Source organism: Ensifer sp. LC163, assembly GCF_001695855.1.
Taxonomy (GTDB): Bacteria; Pseudomonadota; Alphaproteobacteria; order Rhizobiales; family Rhizobiaceae; genus Ensifer.
Genome location: NZ_MBSS01000023.1, coordinates 157,350 through 175,880, shown reverse-complemented (window position 1 = coordinate 175,880; position 18,531 = coordinate 157,350). Strand labels below are relative to the sequence as shown.

Genomic DNA, 18,531 nt, shown 5'->3' with positions numbered 1-18,531 from the left:
CCTGGCTGTCTGTCGATGGTGCCGGCAAGGATAGTCCGGGCAACATGCGCCGTGACAGAGACATTAAACTGCGGCGGAGGGCAGTTTTCCTTCCAGGCGTCGCCCCTCTGCGAGCAGCCAGGCGCGAAGGGCGGCGATCGGCTTGCGATCCCTGTCTGCAATGCGGCAGCAGAGCCGATAGCCGGTCGGCCGGCTGACAAAACCAAAGGGCGCTTCGAGCGCACCGGCGCGAAGTTCCGCCTCGATCGATGCCGCAGGAGCGATGGTGACACCGAGCCCGCTGCGGGCGGCACTAAGCGCGAGCGTGAGGTCGTCCACCTCGATCCGCTTGCGGAAGCGGACCGGGGCACTGCCGCTTTCGCGAAACCAGTCGTCCCACAGGTAGGGCACGTTGCGGGCGACCAGCGCGGTCATTTCCGCGAGATCGGGCGTATTGCCGGGGCACGGTTGCCCGGCCGCAAGCACCGGGCCGAACCGATCGTCCATGAAAGCGGCTGCAGCGATGTCGGGCAGCGGTCGGTATTCGCCGCCGACGATCAGGGCATCGATCTCGGGCATATCGGTCAGCGACTGGTTGACGGCAACCGGAACGATGTCGACCTCAAGCCCAGCGACGCCGCGCTGCAACGCCAGCAAGCGCGGCATGAGCCAGGTCGACGCCATCGGCATCGGCGCGCCAAGTCGCAGCCGGACCGTGCTGCCGCTCGACGATATCTCATCCGCCGCGCGCGACACGATGGCGAAGGCGACACCGACGGCATCGGCCAACCGCCGACCTGCCGGATTGAGCGTCACGCGTCCACCTTGGCGATCGAGCAGGGGAAAGCCGAAATGCTCCTCAAGGCTTGCAAGCTGCTGGCGCACGGCACCGGGCACGACGCCGAGCTCGATCGCGGCCGCACGCAGGCTGCCGCACCTGGCCAGCGCGTCGAAGGCGCGTAACGCATTGAGCGGCGGCAACGGGCGCACGGGTTTCAGTTGCAGTTCGTCTGTTTGCATCATGCGCCTCCGGCGTCATCGGAGCCTGGTGCATAGACCATGAGGCTACCGGCTGTCGAATGCGGCATTATCGCTTATGGCTTGCGTTCCTCGCCACCTCCGGATGCGCCCTTGAGGATCCCCACGCACGCGGATGGATGTGGCTTAGGAAAATTGAATATTTCGAAGGTTTTTTGCGACAGCATCGCTCCGAGCCAAGTCTGCGCCGCCTGCTCTTCCGTTTCTGGCAGAGGAGACAAGGGAAGGAGATAATGCTGGATGCCATCGTCATGAGCGTATCGACCAGTCACGCCGCTGAGGATGCACCTGTGAAGAACGAGGTGCGGTTCTCCCGCGATCAGCTCACTCTCATTCTTGCCGCCTTGCCCGACCCGGCGTTTATACTGACACGCAGCGGCCGCTATGCGGCCCTGTTTGGAGGGGCCGACCACCGCTACTATCATGACGGCAGCAGTCTTGTCGGACAAAGCGTTTTTGATGTTCTTGCCTATGACAAGGCGCTGTGGTTTGCCCTGGAAATCGAAAAGGCGCTTGCGTCCCAGGCGTTGCACATCGTCGAATACAGTCTTGCAGGATGCGATGTTAAGGGCCTGGAAGCTGCCGGCCCCGATCATCCGATCTGGTTTGAAGGACGGGTGCAGGCACTCGATTTCCCCGTCGACGGCGAGGACGCCGTGGTCTGGGTTGCCAGCAACATCACCGAAAAGAATGCAGTGGAGCATCAGCTGCGCCTGCAAAGCGAAACCGATCCCCTGACCGGAGTTTACAATCGCCGAAAGCTGCTTGACGTGCTTGCGATCGAGTTTGATCTGGCCTCGCGTACTTGCCGGCCGACATGCCTGCTGATGTTCGATGTCGACAACTTCAAGGCAGTCAATGACGAACTTGGGCACTCCGTTGGCGACGATCTGCTGGCGACGATTTCAGCCGTCTGCCGGCGGGCGCTGCGGCCGGACGACGTCCTTGCACGCCTCGGCGGCGACGAGTTCGTTGTGCTGATGCCGGCGACGACATGCGGCGAGGGCGAGCTGATCGCAGACAGGCTGCGTCAGCAGGTCTCGTTGGAACTGCAGAACAAGCTGGAGCTTCTCTCCACGATCAGGGTGGCCTGACGGAAATTTCCCGGTCGGACGCGGCGATCGGCGATATTTTGCGGCGGGCCGACGAGGGCCTTTATCAATCCAAACGCAACGGTCGCAATCAGATCACCGTCGTTTGAGCCATGGCAATCGGCGTGGCGCCATGTTCAAAGACCCGTCGGCGGAGTGTGTGCCGCTTTCGTCGCCTGGACCTGTACCCGATCTTTCGCAGCGCGCAACCTGTCCAGAGGGACTAAGGTTCCACCGTATGACGGATGTATTGCCGCTTTCATGCCCGTTTGGGTGAGTTGACCCCTATCGGGCCTGCGCCGATCCTGTCGTTCGGAGTGTGAGTATGGGGGCGCGTATGTGTGAGGCGTGGCAGCGATCGTTGATCGAAGAAGACGAGCTCGTCAAAAAGGCGGCTGCAACCATACCAAGGCTGCTGGGTCATCCCGGTATCACGCTCGACCAGGTATCCCGGCTGCACGTGAACATCGACGAGTGTGTCGAGCGGATGGATGTACTGATCGTGGCGCTTGAGGAGAACGGCGTCGACCGATCCTGGATCCAGATGGCAACAACCATCAGAAACAGCTGGGAGGCGCTCGCGGAAGACGCGGCGAAGAAGGTTCTCGCGTTCAGTGGCGCTTCCGATACTGCCGTCCCCGACGGGACCATGCGGAAGGTTATGGGGGCTGGCAGCTAATACCGACCACGTCGGTGTAGTCCCGGCCTGGACCAATCGTCACATCTCGTGCTGCGATCATGCCGGGATCGCGGCCTGCTGTTTCCGGCCGAAAGCGCGTTTCGCAAGGCGTGGCGACCGCGCGTCCCTCAATGCCAAGCTGCTGGGGACGAGATTCTGACCCTTCAGGATTGCCACAAACGCCACCGGCGCAGGACCTTGATTGTGGCCATCGGCGATCGTGACCGCCGCTTTGCATTTGGTAATCTGGTCGGTTTCACACCGTTCGCGCTGTCTCGCGCGCCTGCTGCATAATCTTATCCTTAAATCGGATCCGATTTAAGGATAAGATTATGCAGCAAGTTTAAAGCGTTACAGCGTCCTTTGCGCGTCATACTTGACGCGCGGCGCTGTAAGCGCGGCAGCGTCCACCGTGGCGGCGATTGCGACACACTCTCCTTCTTCCGCGGGAAAAGTTGGCGCCAGGCGGAATTTTAAACTTGACTATTACACACATGTTTTCAATTTTACGCCCCGTTCGCGCAAAGCGATAACCGCGGACGAACCCGCTCCCGGCCAGGATCCCATGACGACCGAGACCCAATCCGAAACGCGTGTCGATATCTTTCTTGCCCACCGTCCGGCGCTCATCGCCTACGCGGTCCGCCTGCTCGGTTCCCGCGATGCTGCCGAAGATATCGTCCAGGATGCGTTTGTTCGGTTCCTGCCCTCCAGCGCCCGATCCGTTTCGAAGGGCCAGCTCCTCGCCTATCTCTACCGCACGGTCAGGAACCTCTCGCTCGACGTGCTGCGGCGTCGGAAGGTCTCGGCGATCGATCACCAGGATGATGCCCCGTTCTGGTCCGTCCCGGCCGATGTGCCGACACCGGAACAATCGACATTGCTGTGCGACGATGTTCGTAGGATTTCTCAGATACTCTCCGAATTGCCTGTCGAGGCGCGGGTTGCCGTCGAGATGCATCGCTTCGGCGGCTACACGCTTGAAGAAGTGGCAGCGCATCTGGGCATATCGACTGCCAGTGCTCATCGCTATGTCAGCTCAGCAATGATGAAGATTGCCACTGCGCTTCTGGTCAACGCGACTTAAAGTGGTCACCCCTTGAGAAAAAAATTCGCGTCATTCGTCTTTGTCAAAAGAGGGATTGTTCGGATAAGAGTGTCTCAGAAGGGGCCGAGACCGGCGTAGGAAGTAATTGACCCAAGATCAGGAAATCGCGGCCGCTACCCTGGAAGAAGCCATGAACTGGTTTCTGCGGCTGAAGGCTGAGCCCAATTGTCCCGACCTGACCGCCGATTTCCAGCGGTGGTTGCATCAGTCAGGCGATCACCAACGGGCTTGGCAGTATGCGCTGCGGACGTGGCAGCTGATGGGCGAAGCGGCTCCGGCCTATGAACATCTGTGGGCAGGCGCGCCGCGCGCCAATGTCATTCCGATCACCAGGGGCCGCTGGCGTCGCCCGGCGATGGGCGCCGTCGCGGCCATTGCTGCGACCCTGTTTCTCGTCCTTGCCGGCCCGTCCCTGCTGATCCGCCTTCAGGCGGATCACATCACTGCCACCGGCCAGAATGCCAGAGTGGCGCTGGAAGACGGGACCGTCATCGAACTTGGCGGCGACAGTGCCATCAAGACCGAAATGTCCGCCGCCGGACGCCATGTCACCCTGCTTTCCGGCGAAGCGTTTTTCGATGTCGCGCACAATCCGGCGCGTCCGTTTACGGTGGAGGCGGGAGGCGTCAAGGTCCTGGTCGTCGGTACCGCTTTCGACGTTCGGCTTGCGGGAGAAGAGACGACCGTCGAGCTGGAAAGAGGCGTCGTTCAGCTCTCGCTCGACGAGGCCAGGCAAAAGCAAGACTTCAGGCTGCTTCCGGGCGAGATGGCTGTCGTGAACAGGAGCGACGGCGCGATTACGCGCGACACCATCCAGCCAGATCAGATCGCTGCCTGGCGCAGCGGGCGGATATTCGTCAAGGACGCCTCCGTCAGCGCGGTTGCCGAGCAGCTTCAACGTTACCACTCGGCGTGGATCGCCGTGCCGGACCGAAAGCTCGCCGGTCTCAAGGTGACGGGCCTCTACGATCTTCACGATCCGGACAGTGCCTTGAAGGCACTGGTCGAGCCCTTTGGCGGCCGCGTCCGCACCTTTTCGACCTATGGTCGCATCCTGACGCAATACTGAAAATCCTGACACGAAAATTCAAATTATTTGAGAAAAAGACCTGAGGTCCTCGTCTTTGTTGGAAAGCGCTCGGCAACGGAGCGCAGTTCAAGGAGATGAGAATACGATGTACATATCGCAAGGCCGCAAGGGATCCCGTCGTTTGACGTGGGGCGACGACGGCGGGCGTCCCATGGGGCGGCTAATGGCAACGACGGCAATGGCAATTTGCCTGGCCTCGTTGCTGAACTGGCCCAGCCCGGCACTTGCGCAGGATGCACCGTCTCACGCGAGTGCGACGCGCAGCTTCAACCTGCCCGCCCAACCGCTTGCCGATGCGCTCAATGCCTTCGGCCGGCAATCGGGCCTGCAGGTGACGCTTGCCGCTTCGGTTTCGCGTGGGGTCATGTCCAAGGCCGTCGTCGGTTCCTATGCGCCGGAGGAGGCTTTGGCGCGGCTGCTTTCGGGCACAGGCATCGAGTATCGTATCTCCGGTGGAAGGACGGCGGTGATCGGCACCGGGGCGGCCGGTGGTGGCGCGGCCGTGATGCCGGCGGATGGGTCCACGGCGCTTGATCCGATCTCGGTGTTCGGGGACGCCACCGGGGTCGGCGAAATCGTTATCAGCCAGAAAGATCTCGAGCAGCGCAATCCGGCCAACATTGCCGACGTCTTCCGCGGCGAGCCGGGTATCGAGGTTGGCAGTTCGCTGCCGATGTCGCAGAAAGTCTATGTCCACGGCATCGAGGAAAACAATCTCGCCGTCACCATGGACGGCGGCCGCCAGAACAACAAGGTCTTCCATCACAACGCGACCAACCTCATCGATCCAAGTCTCTTGAAGGCTGTGCGCGTCGATGCAGGCATCGCGCCGGCGGATGCGGGGCCGGGCGCGCTCGGCGGCGCCATTGCCTACGAGACGAAGGATGCGCGCGATCTGCTCGACGGCGACGGATATGGCGGCTTCATCAGTTCCAACTACAATTTCAACGGCAAGACCTTCCAGACCGGGATCTCCGCCTACGGCATGCAGGAAGGGCTCGAATTCCTCGGCTATTTCAATTTCGCCAAGGGCGACGAGTTCAAGTCCGGAAACGGCAGCATCGTCGAAGGGACGCGCACGGATCTCTTGAGCGGGCTCGGCAAGGCCGCTTACGAATTCGAGAGCGGCGATCGTTTCGAGATCAGCCACGAGCGCGTCTATGACGACGCCCCGCGCCCGTTCCGCGCCAATACCGGCTTTATCAGCGGCCGCCCGCCGTGGGAACCGCGCGTGCGCGACTACACGCTCGACCGGCAGAACACGGTCTTCTCCTATACCGACAGCACGCCTGAGGGCTGGTGGGATCCAACCGTCGTGCTGGCCTATAGCTCGACGCGGCTTGAGATCCCGATCTTCCCCCGACCAGTGCCGCCAAGCACGGTATCCGTCCCCTATCCCGGTGCCGGCGAAACCGGCAGCTTCAACGGCAAGTTCGAAAACAAGTTCAGCTTCGATCTCGGCAGCATCACCGCCGGTGTCGATTTCTACAACGACAAGGCCGAGCTCGAAGATCCTTTCGACGCTTCGACCGAGCGCGCCCGCAATGTCGGCATCTATGCGCAGGCGCGGCTGGAGCCGTGGGAACGAACCCGACTTTCCCTCGGTGTGCGCGGCGACCAGCAATGGTTCACCGGCACCAGAAATGAGAAGTGGGACAACGCCGGCTTCAGCGGCAACGTCTCGGGCGAATATGATCTCATCGAGGACCTGCTGACGGCCAAGGCAGGTTATTCCCATGTCTGGGCCGGCGTTCCGCTTGCCGAAAACTTCATCATGAACCCGCGGTGGAATTACGGGGACGGGCCGGAACCGAGCACGGCCGACAACTACGCCTTCGGCCTTGTCGCCAAGCATGACGGTTTCACCCTGGAAGGCAGCCTCTTCCGCACCGATATCGACGACGCGCGCACCGCCAAATACGCGGTCGCAAAGGCGATCGAGAACCATGACGTGCGCTCGAAGGGCTTCGAGGTCGGCGCTGGCTATGACTGGGGCGACGGATACTTCAAGGTCAAGTATGCCAATATCGATGTGTCGATCGACGGCAAGCCGGCCGATTCCGACACCGGGATCTATCTCGCGGCCCCCGCCGGCCAGTTCATCACGCTTTTGGCGGCGCACAGCTTCATCGATTGGGGCGTCACCGTCGGCGGCGATGTCGAGATTGCGCTCGACAATGATGATGTCCCAGTCGGAAGCCCAACCCTGGAAGACTACAAGGTGTTCAACACCTTCGTCGAGTATCAACCGCCGAGCCACAGCAATCTGACGTTGCGCGCGGAGATCAGGAACGTGTTCGACGAGACCTATTCCGCGCGTGCCACCTATGGCCAGGAATTCGGCACCGTTACGCCGCTCTACGAGCCCGGCCGCTCCTTCATCCTGAGCGCCAAGGCGACATTCTGAGATGATATTGACGGAAGAGGCATTACAGCGCCGCGCGTCAAACATGACGCGCTAAGGACGCTGTAACACTTTAAACTTGCTGCATAATTTATCCTTAGATCGATTCCGATTTAAGGAATTATGCAGTAGCGATGCCTCTTCCACCTTGCCGGCAAGTTTGTCTGGCATCGGAAGCCCAGTGCGGCCCGGAAAAATTCTTCGGACTATAGTTTGCTGAAGTCGATGCTCAGTCCCGCCCAGGCATGCTCGAACTTTGATCTCGCGATCAACCAGGGAGGCATGGCTCTAGAGGCCGTCAAACGTGCCAGCAGGCGGCCCTCGGCATTCTCGACTGCGACGATGACGCCCCGGTATTCATCCTCTTCGGCGATCTCGTCCGCAACCTGGCGTCCGTGTTCGACCGCCTGGCTATCGTCGGCAAGCAGCGTGCCGACTTTGTCGCGGCTGGTATCGCCTGCCAGGTGGATGTGAAAAAGATAGCGTTGCATGATCTCTCTCAAACCATGCGGCGATTGACGACAAACACCCGCGCCGCTTCGGGTATGGTTGTATTAACACGTCGCAGCTCCCTTGGCGCGTGACTGATGCGTGACAGGCAGCAGCGCGCAATCCGGTCTCTTGCCGGCGGGCAATTGCGCTGGGTCGGTTGCCGGTGGTGCTCAGGATCAATCGGCTCGCTGCCGAATGCAGAAACGCCTTGCCACGGGCTTGGCAAGGCGCTTCTGGAAGGCTGAGGCTTCGATTTCGATCAGCGTGAAATCTGGTTGAGGAACACCAGTTGCAGAGGGCGGGCAAGCAGCCCGTCACGCAATGCGTCCCGTTTGCCTAGAAGCCGGCGAGCACGATCTTGCCCTTGGCCTTGCCGGACTCGATCAGTGCGTGCGCGCGCCTGAGATTGGCCGCATTGATCGTTCCGAAATTCTCGTTGAGCGTGGACTGGATCCTGCCGGCATCGACCAACTCCGACACGCTGTTCAACAGCGCGTTCTGTTTCTCGATGTCTGCGGTTGCAAACAGCGAGCGCGTGAACATCAGCTCCCAATGCAGCGAGATGCTTTTTCGCTTGAGCGGAAGCGCATCAAGCTGCTTCGGGTCATCGATCAGCCCGAAGCGTCCCTGGGGTGCGATCAGTTCGACGATCTGGTCGAGATGGTCGTCCGTGTTGGTTGTCGAGAACACGAAACCGGGCTGACCTGTCCCGAGGGCTTCGATCTGCGCTGCAAGCGGCTGCAGATGGTCGACGACGTGGTGGGCGCCGAGCGACTTCACCCATTCGACCGTTTCAGGGCGCGACGCGGTGGCGATGACGGTGAGATCGGTGAGCGCCCGCGCGATCTGGATGGCGATCGAGCCGACGCCGCCGGCGCCGCCGATGATGACGATCGCATTGGCAGCACCTGCGACCGGACGGGTGACTTCGAGGCGGTCGAACAGCATTTCCCAAGCGGTGATCGATGTCAGCGGCAGGGCGGCAGCGGCGGCAAAGTCCACCGATCTGGGCTTTCTGCCGACGATACGTTCGTCGACCAGATGAAATTCGGCATTGGTGCCGGAGCGGTTGATGGCGCCGGCATAGAAGACCTCGTCGCCTGGCTTGAAGAAGGACGCGTCCGGTCCGACGGCGCTGACGACGCCGGCGGCATCCCAGCCGAGCACCTTCCACTGCCCGGCTTCGGGCTTTGCACCGCGACGGATCTTCGTGTCGACCGGATTGACCGAGACCGCTTTGACTTCGACGAGGATGTCCCGGCCCTTGGGCTCCGGGCGCGGCAGGTCGATATCGACCAGCGACGTTTCGGCTTCGATCGGCTGGGGGACTTGGTAGGCTACGGCTCGCATTGATAGCTCCATCGGTTGAACACAACCAAGATGCGCACTATGCTGCTACATCGCAAGAACGCACATATAAAGCCCATAGTGTCGAAAAGGATACCATTGGATGGGACGTACGCGCCACGATCGTTTCGACTGCAGCCCGGGATGTGCCGTCGAGGCGACACTCAGCCTGATCGACGGCAAGTGGAAGGGCGTCGTTCTCTACCACTTGATGGCCGGCACCATGCGCTTCAATGAAATCCGCCGGAAGCTGCCGAACGTTACCCAGCGCATGCTGACGAACCAGTTGCGCGAGCTCGAGGCCGACGGCCTGATCACGCGCACGGTTTTTGCCCAGGTCCCGCCCCGGGTCGATTATGATTTCTCGGAACGCGGCCGTACGCTGGAGCCGGTCATCCTTGCTCTCAAGACCTGGGGGGACGCCAACATGCCGTCGACGGAGAGCGCTGCAGCCTAAAGACTGCGTCACGGCCCCCGCACGACGCTACTTCCTCATGCGCCGATCAGCGTCCACGCCATGCCGACCAAGGCTGACGCGAGCAGCGTTGCAATCACCGAGGCGTTGAAGCGGAAGATCGCCAGCGCCGCCGCAAGCGTCAGCAACAGTGACGGCAATACCAGCGAACTCAAGACCGGCACATCGAGCGTAAGGCCGCCGATGCTCCACGGGACGACCTGCGCAAACAGCGTATGAAGGCCGAACCAGACCGCAAGGTTGAGGATGACGCCGACGACGGCGGCAGTGATGGCCGACATCGCGCCGGTCAGGGCGATATTGCCCCTCAGTTTCTCGATGAAGGGCGCGCCGAGGAAGATCCAGAGAAAACAGGGCACGAAGGTCACCCACGTCGTCAACAGCGCGCCCAGCGTTGCAGCCGTCATCGGGGCAAGCGTTCCGGGATCGCGATAAGCGCCCATGAAGCCGACAAACTGGACGACCATGATCAGCGGGCCGGGGGTCGTTTCCGCCATGCCGAGACCGTCGAGCATTTCGCCCGGTTTGAGCCAGCCGTAATGTTGCACGGCTTCCTGCGCGACATAGGCGAGCACGGCATAGGCACCCCCGAAGGTGACGACCGCCATCTTGCTGAAGAACGATCCGATCTCGGTGAACACGTCGTTCGGCCCGAGGAGCGTAAACAGAAGCGCCAGCGGCACGAGCCACAGGGCGAGAAACACCGCGGACACCCTGAGCGACCAGGAGAGATTGGGGCGGGCATGCGCCGGCGTCTGTTCGCCGAGCGCCGAATCCTCGTCCTTGAGCACCGGTCCGGTTGCCTTGCCATGGCCGCCGCCGATCCGAAAGAGCGGCGAGCCCAGGCGTCCGCCGATGTAGCCGACGATCCCGGCCGTCAGGATGATCAGCGGAAAGGGCACGCGGAAGAAGAAGATTGCGACAAAGGCTGCGGCCGCGATGCCGATCATCAGCCTGTTTTTCAGCGCCCGGCTGCCAATGCGGAATACCGCCTGGACGACGACCGCAAGCACGGCCGCCTTCAACCCGAAGAATAGCCCCTCGATCAGGCTGACATTGCCAAAGGCGGCGTAGACGTAGCTCAACCCCAGGATGGCGAGGAAACCCGGAAGCACGAACAAAATGCCGGCGACGAGGCCGCCGGCAGTGCGATGCAGCAGCCAGCCGATGTAGATTGCGAGCTGCTGTGCCTCGGGACCGGGCAACAACATGCAGTAATTGAGCGCGTGCAGGAAACGGTGTTCGCCGATCCAGCGTTTCTCGTCGACGAGGATGCGATGCATCACCGCGATCTGGCCCGCGGGGCCGCCGAAGCTCAAGGCAGCGATCCGCACCCAGACCCAGAAAGCTTCCGCAAACGAGATGCCATGGCCATGGGGCGCCGACGCCGTGCCGGCGTCGGCGGTGTGAACAACATCGGTCATTTCATGCGCCCTTCTTCGGCGAGGGCCAGTTGTGCGTTTCGCTGGTGGCGTCGCGGCACCAGCGGTAGAAGGCGTCATAGAGCAGCATACCTGCCTCCAGTTGCTCATGATCGTCTGCATACATGCGCGAGAGCCCGAGCGAAACCGCAAGCAGGCCGGCAGCCTCGGGGGCAAGGTCGAGGCGCGCTGTGTCTGCGCCTCGTACGATGGTTGCCAGCCGCAGCATCGGTTCCGTTTCCAGCCCGAACGCCTCCACCATCACGTCGAAGGTGCAGCGGTCGCCCCGATGGCTCCAACGGATCGGGGCGTCGATGTCAAAAGGCGTGGCGTCGAAACGCTCTGCCACCGCTTCGACTTCGGCCGGTGCGACAAACAGGAAAACGGCATTTGGATCGACGAAGCGCCGAATGAGCCAAGGACAGGCAATACGGTCGATTTTCGGGCGAGCGCGCGTGACCCAGAGCGTGTGTCCGCTCGTCTGGCGGTTTGGCACCGTGGACGCGGGCACAGCCGGATAACCGGCTTCCGCCCATGCCTCAAATCCGCCTTCCAGGACGTCGGCCGGAATTCCGGCGTGTCGAAGCCAGGCGGCGACGCCATGGCTCAGCTTCTTGCCGCGCTGGCAGATGATGACTGCGGACCGCTCAGCGAAGTCTTTGCCCCAGTCCTGCACGAAACGGTAGTCACGCTGCAGTGATCCGGGGATCAGGCGCGGATCGGCATCGAAATCCTCGTCGATCCTGACATCGATAAGCGCAGGGCATTTGGGAGTGCCGATAAGGCGGGCAAGTTTTTCCGGTGAAATTTCCAGAAGTGACGGCATAACGCGTCCTCCGTCTGAGCGGTTGCATGGACGCGATGCTTCGGCTGTCGCCTCGTGGGGTGATCGCGACCCCATGCCCGATTTTGTCCCTGTTTCGCGAGGTCTGTCAAGCCGTTGGACGGTGTCTATCGGATCGAAGGCCGCCGTTTCATCGGCGGCCCCGTGCATGCAATGCTTTATCTCAGCGTGTTGGTGAATGACCCTAGGGGACGCTTTGCTCGACTGCGGCCGGGCGCACCTCTTCGCTGTTCTCGGTATCGCCTGTTGTCGCTGGCGCGTGCACTCCGCCCGCAGATGAAAGGCCGGCAAGCTTATGGCCACGTTCGCGCAACCATTGAAACACGACATAGAGGGCCGGGATGATGAAGATCCCGATCAGCGAGGCTGCAAGCATGCCGCCCGCGACCCCCGTACCGACGGCGCGCCGGCTCAGCATGCCGGCCCCTTGCGCTGTCACCAGGGGGACGAGGCCGACGATGAAGGCGAAGCTCGTCATCATCACCGCGCGGAAGCGGGCGCGCGCGCCTTCGACCGCCGCTTCGACGATACCTGCACCCTTCTCACGATGGAACTTGGCGAATTCGACGATCAGGATCGCATTCTTGGACGCGAGCGCGATGAGGACGACGAGGCCGATCTGGGCGTAAATGTCGAACGACAGGCCCGCCACGAGAACCGAGACAAGGGCGCCGGCGACGCCGACCGCCACCGACAGCAATACGGGGACCGGGATCGTCCAACTTTCGTAGAGCGCGACCAGGAACAGATAGGCAAACAGCACCGCCAGCGCGAGAATGGCCGTCGTCTGTCCTGCCGCTTGAAGTTCCTGCAACGCAGTTCCCGTCCACTCGTAGCTATAGCCGGGCGGCAGGGTGGTTGCCGACAGCGCCTCCATCGCGGCAAGCGCCTCGCCGGACGACACGCCGGTCGCGGGTTGGCCATTGAGGGTGATGGAACGGTAATTGTTGTACCGCACGATCGATTGCGGCCCGATCACATACTCGACGCGGGCGACGGAAGCGACAGGCACCATGCCGCCCGACGCGTTGCGCACGTGCAGGCGTGAGATGTCGTCGACCGAGCTGCGGTCGGCTTCGGCCGCCTGCAGATTGACCTTCCAGCTGCGTCCGAAGAGGTTGAAGTCGTTGACGTAGTAGGATCCGAGGGTGCCCTGGAGGGTGGTAAAGAGGTCGCTCACCGACACGCCGAGCGCCTGCAGGCGATCTCGATCGAGATCGAGGTAGAGCTGCGGTGCGCTTGCCGAATAGGTGGTGAAAGTGGGGCCGAGCAGCGGGTTCTGATTGGCAGCCACGATCAGGCCGCCGGCGGTTGCCGCCAGATCCGCTGGCGATCGGCCTTGCAGGTCGAGCAGCTGGTATTCGAAGCCCGAACCCGTGCCGAGGCCCATGATCGGCGGCAGGTTGAAGGCGAAGATCTGCGCACCGCGGATGGCTGCACCCTTGGCCATGGTCGTGGCGATCGCCGCATCGACGGAGCTGGCCGTGCTGGTGCGCTCGGCGAACGGCTTCATCGTGACGATGGCAAAGGCGCTGTTCGATTTGGACAGGCCATCGAGGAAGCTGTAACCGGTGACCGTAATGACATTGGCAACGCCGTCGATCCCGCCGAGCATCGTTTCAACTTCGCGCACGACCGCGTCCGTCCGGTTGTAGGACGCGCCTTCAGGCAGTCGTACTTCGGTGAAGTAAGCACCCTGGTCTTCGCTCGGCAGGAAGCCGGTCGGCACGATGCGGAAGAGCCAGCCGCTGGCGCCGATCGCGACGGCCAGAAGCAGGATGCCGAGGATCGCCCGCCGGGCGATATGCCCGGCGACATGCACATAGCCATCGCGCCCGTTGTCGATCCGCCGCGAGATCCAGCCGAGGATGCCGCGTTTCGGTCCGTGATGCGGTTTCAGCAGGATGGAGCAGAGTGCCGGGCTCAAGGTCAGCGCATTGATCGCGGAGATCACCATCGACACGGATACCGCCACGGCGAATTGCTGGAACAGTTGGCCGCTCAATCCCGGAATGAACGCGACGGGAACGAACACCGACAGCAGGACCAGCGTGATGGCGACGATCGCCCCGGTGATCTCGCCCATGGCAAGCCGCGCCGCCTCTGGCGCCTGCATGCCGGGGTTTTCCTCCATCACCCGTTCGATGTTCTCGACCACGACGATCGCATCGTCGACGACGATGCCGATCGCCAGAACCATCGCCAGCAGCGATATCGTGTTCAGCGAAAAACCCATGGCGAGGATGATCGCGAAGGTGCCGATCAGTGCGACGGGCACGGCGATCAGAGGGATCAAAGTTGCCCTGACATTGCCGAGGAACAGGAAGACGACGATGATGACGAGCACAAAGGCTTCGAGCAGCGTGTGCTCGACATTCTCGACGCTCGCCTCGACGAACTGGGTCGTGTCGTAGGAGACGGAGTAGGTCAGGCCCTCGGGAAACGACCGGGAAAGCCGTTCCAGCGCCTGATTGACGCCCTCGGCGGCGGCAAGCGCATTGGCCCCCGGCGCCTGATAGGTGCCGATCATCGCAACCGGCTTGCCGTTGAAGCGGGCGCTGGAGTCGGAGCTCGACGCGCCCAGCTCGACCTTCGCGATGTCGCGAATGCGCACGAAGGAGCCGTCCGGCTCGGCCCTCAAGACCACATTCTCGAACTGCGAGGGATCGGTGAGGCGTCCCTGGGTCTGGAGATTGAGCTGGAACAGCGGGTCGTCTGTCATCGGCTGCGCGCCGATCCGGCCGATGGCCGCCTGGACGTTCTGCGCCTTGAGCGCGTTGATCACATCGGTCGGCGTCAGGCCGAGATTGGTCAGGCGGTCGATGTCGAGCACGACGCGCATGGCGTAGTCTTGTGCGCCGAACAGCGAGGCGTCGCCGACGCCCGGCACGCGCTTGACCGTGTCCAGCAGGTTGATCGTCGCGTAGTTCGAAAGAAACAGCGAATCGAAACTGGCGTCTTCCTTGCCGTAGATGGTGATCACCTGCATCAGGGCCGACGATTTCTTGCGCACGCTGACGCCGGTCTGCTTCACCTCGGACGGTAGGCCGGCCTCGGCAAGCGACACGCGGTTCTGCACATTCACGGTGGCGATATCGGGGTCGGTGCCGACAGCGAACGTGACGGTCAGCGTATAGGAGCCGTCGGCGCCGCTCGTCGATTTCATGTAGAGCATGTCGTCGACGCCGACGATCTTGCTTTCGATCGGTTGGGCGACGGTCGTTTCGACCACCTCGGCGCCGGCGCCGGGGTAGCTTGCGGTGACGCTCACCTGTGGCGGCACGATGTCGGGGAACTGCGCGATCGGCAGCCGGGTGAGCGCGATCAGGCCGGCCAGCGTGAGAACGATCGAGATGACTGCGGCAAAGCGCGGGCGATCGATGAAGATTTCGGAGATCATGCTCAGCCACCCGTCGCCGGTGCTGCGTCCACGGTGATGCCGGGCCTGACCTTGCCGACACCTTCGGTGATGACGTTTTCGCCCTCCTTAAGCCCCTCGGTAACCACCGAGAGGCCGCGAGCGGAGCGGGCAACGTCGATGCGGCGCAGCTCGACCTTCGAGGCGGCATCGACCACCATAACGAAGGCACCCTGCTGGTCGCGCTGGACCGCCTGCTGCGGTACAGCCAGAACGTCCTGCTTTTCGGATTGTTCGAGGATGACGCGCACGAGCGTGCCGTCGAGCAGCAGCGCGTTCGGGTTGTCGAACTGCGCGCGCACCGTCACGGTGTCGGTTCCCTGCGCGACGTTGCTGGCGATGAAATCGATGGTGCCTTTCAGGGGGTACTCCGTGCCGTTGGGCAAGGTCAGCCCGACATTGGCGCCGCCGGGCGTCATCCCCTTCTGCACGCGCTCCCGATAGGTCAGAAGCAGCGAGGTGGAGACCGGAAATTCGACATAGATCGGATCGAGCCTCGTCAAGGTAACGAGCGGGCCGGTGTCCGGGCCGACCAGCGCGCCGACATCTGCCGTGGTCAGGCCGAGCACGCCGTCGAAAGGCGCGGTAATTTTCGTGTAGGAGAGGTTGAGGTCGGCGCTCTGCTTGCTACCCTTGAGCCGTACGAGCTCAGCCTCCGCCTTCTTGACTTCGGCGTTTGCGGTATCGACCTTGGCTTGCGAGATCGTGTTGGTTGCGATCAGCTGCTTGGCGCGGTCTCTTTCGAGCACTGCGAGGTCCCGTTGCGCCTCGGCCGCCTGGATCGAACCTTCTATTTCCTGTACGGCCGCCCGATAGGCGCCATCCTCGACCTGATAGAGCACGGTCCCGGACGTTACCTTCTGCCCTTCCTTAAAATTGACCGCCTCCAGGAAGCCGGCGACGCGTGCACGGATATCGACTTTCTGGGTTGCGACGACCCGACCCGTCAGGTCGACGCTCTCGCGCAGGTCCACGACCCTGGCAGGCGCCACGACCACCGCCGGTACCTGCTGTGCGTAAGCAGCCGAGACGCTGAGCGCGACGGCAAGAAGGAAGGAAAAGGCAGAGAAGGCGACTTTCGGCACGGTCATGCAACATCCTTTCAGCAGCAAGGCCAGGTTCAGTCCCGCGTCGTCTGCTCAACCGCACATTAGTCACGAACTCTCTGTCTTTAAAGACCAAATCTCTGTTCTGTCTTGCGAAACCGTCAAGCGGCGTCTGCAGGCGAGTATGCCATGACCGGCTGTCCTCAGTGCGCGTGGATCGAACATGCCCGCATGATCTCAGGTTGGTACGGGTGGCGCCTGCAAGCTAGCGCGCCTCTGCGGCCAAATGGCCGACCAGGGTCGCCCTTGTTTCCCCGCTCCACCGCGTCACCAGGAAATCGACGAATGCCTTGGCCGCGGGACCGATGTGGCGCGAAGGGAAAACACAATAGACGCCCGTTTCTCGCCCGGTCCACTGCGGCAGGATCTGGACGAGTTTGCCCAGGCGCATGGACTCGGCCATCGTCACGGCGGAGTGAAACGCTATGCCCTGACCGTCGATCGCCAGTTGATGGACGGCGTCCCCGTTGTCCGCGCGCATCCTGCCCTGGGGACGGAACGTGTGCTCGCCTTCCGGTCCAAACAACCGCCAAAGCTCGCCGTCATGGTTGGCCGTCGATACGACGCACTCATGTTGTTTAAGCGCCTCGATACCGGCCGGCACACCACGCTTCTCCAGATAACGTGGCGCCGCCACCAGGATTCTTCGGTTGCTCAGGAGCTTGCGCGCAATCAACGTCGAGTCCGGGAGGGTTCCGATGCGGATCGCCACCGCCACACCCTCGGCGACGATATCGACATATCGATCCGTCATCAGCAGGTCGAGTTGAAGGCGAGGATATGCGGCCAGGAAGGCGGCCAGATGCGGCACGACGTGATCGCGGCCGAACGACACCGATACGCTGAGCTTGAGGGTGCCGCTCGGCAGGTCCTGTTCATCGCGCGCCCGCCGGTGTGCTTGACGCAATTGCTCCAGCGCCGCCGCGCTATCGCTGAAGTAGCGTTGTCCCGCATCCGTCAGTGACATTGCCCTCGTCGTCCGGTTGATCAACAGGACACCAACCTGTCTTTCCAGTGTCTTGACCAGCCGGCTCACGGACGAGGGTGTCATTTGGAGTTCCTGCGCCGCCTTGGCGAAGCTGTGGTGTTTGACCACGGCAACGAAGGCCTGCACCAGGTGAAGAGCGGGCTCCTCCATTGCGTCTCTCCAGGAATGATTTCTGGAAATTTTTAGCTATTATCTTCAGCGATCGCAATTGCGAGAGATAGGCTTTCCAATGGAGGCCATCTTGTCCAGCAACAGCAAAGCCGAAGTTTTCAATGCTCTTCATCGTCAGCCGGAACCGTTGCGGTTGCCAAACGCCTGGGATGCCGGCAGCGCCCTACTGATCGAGCGGCTCGGCGCGCGCGCGATTGCAACGACAAGCGCCGGTGTCGCATGGTCGCTCGGCTACCGCGATGGTGATGCTCTTCCGCTGGATCGCCATCTCGCAACGATCGCTGCGATCGCCCGGGTCGTCACGGTGCCGTTGAGCGTCGATATCGAAGGCGGTTACATCGAAGAATGCGACAGCATTGCCGAAACGGCGGCGCGGTTTGTCGAGGCCGGCGCGGTCGGGTTCAATATTCAGGATGGCGCCGCCTCGCCGCACGTCCTCTGCCGGAAGATCGAGCAGATCCGGCAAACCGCGGAGCGGCTCGGTGTCGGGCTCTATGTCAACGCGCGCACTGACGTTTATGCGCGGAACCTTGTCCCTGAAAACTTACGCGTGAACGAGGTCCTGACACGCGCAAGACAATATCAGGAGGCAGGAGCCAACGGCTTGTTCGTGCTCGGCGTGACCAACCGAGACGACATTGCGCAGATTGCAGCAGGCACCGAGCTGTTGCTGAATGTCATAGCCTGGCCCGGCCTGCCGCCAGCGAGCGACCTCGCCACGCTCGGCGTCCGTCGGGTTAGCGTCGGCTCATGGATCTCTCAAACGCTTTGGGAGCATGCATCGGCATTGGCAGCCAACTTCCTCGCCGATGGTCGATCCGAACCGCTCTTTGAATTCGCCGCGCCCTATTCCGAGGTCAATGCCTGCTTTTGATCGTGG

Annotated in this window: 15 protein-coding genes; 7 read left to right on the top strand and 8 right to left on the bottom strand. The window is 62.1% G+C overall.

Annotation, left to right across the window (positions count from 1 at the left end):
- Window positions 1-63: 63 nt before the first annotated feature.
- Window positions 64-999, bottom strand: a complete 936-nt coding sequence (locus BC360_RS18995; RefSeq protein ID WP_139110107.1) for a LysR substrate-binding domain-containing protein — start codon at window positions 997-999, stop codon at window positions 64-66.
- A gap of 59 nt (window positions 1,000-1,058) precedes the next feature.
- On the opposite strand from BC360_RS18995, the gene BC360_RS18990 reads away from it, so the two are divergent.
- The 5 genes from BC360_RS18990 to BC360_RS18970 all read left to right on the top strand — a co-directional run bounded on the left by BC360_RS18990 (window position 1,059) and on the right by BC360_RS18970 (window position 7,392).
- Window positions 1,059-2,111 carry a GGDEF domain-containing protein gene (locus tag BC360_RS18990; RefSeq protein WP_208858198.1) on the top strand — a complete coding sequence of 351 codons (1,053 nt, stop codon included), beginning with the start codon at window positions 1,059-1,061 and terminating at the stop codon, window positions 2,109-2,111.
- 358 nt (window positions 2,112-2,469) lie between these two features.
- Entirely contained in the window at window positions 2,470-2,787 is a 318-nt protein-coding gene (locus BC360_RS18985) for a hypothetical protein (protein WP_139110106.1), read from the top strand.
- Window positions 2,788-3,352: 565 nt separating this feature from the next.
- Window positions 3,353-3,874, top strand: coding sequence for an RNA polymerase sigma factor (locus BC360_RS18980; protein ID WP_065796502.1), 522 nt, complete (start codon window positions 3,353-3,355; stop codon window positions 3,872-3,874).
- A 151-nt stretch (window positions 3,875-4,025) separates the two neighbouring features.
- The gene (locus BC360_RS18975; protein ID WP_065796501.1) at window positions 4,026-4,964 is read left to right on the top strand and encodes a FecR family protein; all 939 of its coding nucleotides are present in this window, start codon (window positions 4,026-4,028) and stop codon (window positions 4,962-4,964) included.
- Window positions 4,965-5,148: 184 nt separating this feature from the next.
- Window positions 5,149-7,392, top strand: coding sequence for a TonB-dependent receptor (locus tag BC360_RS18970; RefSeq protein ID WP_083222630.1), 2,244 nt, complete (start codon window positions 5,149-5,151; stop codon window positions 7,390-7,392).
- A gap of 203 nt (window positions 7,393-7,595) precedes the next feature.
- On the opposite strand, the gene BC360_RS18965 is transcribed toward BC360_RS18970, so the two are convergent.
- Both BC360_RS18965 and BC360_RS18960 read right to left on the bottom strand, forming a co-directional pair.
- Window positions 7,596-7,880 carry a DUF6894 family protein gene (locus tag BC360_RS18965; protein WP_065796499.1) on the bottom strand — a complete coding sequence of 95 codons (285 nt, stop codon included), beginning with the start codon at window positions 7,878-7,880 and terminating at the stop codon, window positions 7,596-7,598.
- A gap of 337 nt (window positions 7,881-8,217) precedes the next feature.
- Complete coding sequence (locus BC360_RS18960) at window positions 8,218-9,231, bottom strand: zinc-binding alcohol dehydrogenase family protein (RefSeq protein WP_065796498.1); 1,014 nt, start codon at window positions 9,229-9,231, stop codon at window positions 8,218-8,220.
- Window positions 9,232-9,331: 100 nt separating this feature from the next.
- On the opposite strand from BC360_RS18960, the gene BC360_RS18955 reads away from it, so the two are divergent.
- Complete coding sequence (locus BC360_RS18955) at window positions 9,332-9,685, top strand: winged helix-turn-helix transcriptional regulator (protein WP_065796497.1); 354 nt, start codon at window positions 9,332-9,334, stop codon at window positions 9,683-9,685.
- 35 nt (window positions 9,686-9,720) lie between these two features.
- Here the strand turns inward: BC360_RS18955 and chrA are convergent, their stop codons facing one another.
- The 5 genes from chrA to BC360_RS18930 form a co-directional block, all read right to left on the bottom strand.
- Window positions 9,721-11,127: a chromate efflux transporter gene (gene chrA, locus BC360_RS18950; RefSeq protein ID WP_065796496.1), complete on the bottom strand. Its 1,407-nt coding sequence runs from the start codon at window positions 11,125-11,127 to the stop codon at window positions 9,721-9,723.
- Window position 11,128: 1 nt separating this feature from the next.
- Window positions 11,129-11,950: a chromate resistance protein ChrB domain-containing protein gene (locus BC360_RS18945; RefSeq protein ID WP_065796495.1), complete on the bottom strand. Its 822-nt coding sequence runs from the start codon at window positions 11,948-11,950 to the stop codon at window positions 11,129-11,131.
- Window positions 11,951-12,152: 202 nt separating this feature from the next.
- Entirely contained in the window at window positions 12,153-15,368 is a 3,216-nt protein-coding gene (locus tag BC360_RS18940; protein WP_065796494.1) for an efflux RND transporter permease subunit, read from the bottom strand.
- 2 nt (window positions 15,369-15,370) lie between these two features.
- A complete protein-coding gene (locus tag BC360_RS18935; RefSeq protein WP_065796493.1) occupies window positions 15,371-16,477 on the bottom strand; it encodes an efflux RND transporter periplasmic adaptor subunit in 1,107 nt (368 codons plus the stop codon).
- A 220-nt stretch (window positions 16,478-16,697) separates the two neighbouring features.
- Window positions 16,698-17,630: a LysR family transcriptional regulator gene (locus BC360_RS18930; protein ID WP_065786130.1), complete on the bottom strand. Its 933-nt coding sequence runs from the start codon at window positions 17,628-17,630 to the stop codon at window positions 16,698-16,700.
- 91 nt (window positions 17,631-17,721) lie between these two features.
- Between BC360_RS18930 and BC360_RS18925 the strand changes: the two genes are divergently transcribed.
- Window positions 17,722-18,525, top strand: coding sequence for an isocitrate lyase/PEP mutase family protein (locus BC360_RS18925; protein WP_065796738.1), 804 nt, complete (start codon window positions 17,722-17,724; stop codon window positions 18,523-18,525).
- Window positions 18,526-18,531: the final 6 nt, after the last annotated feature.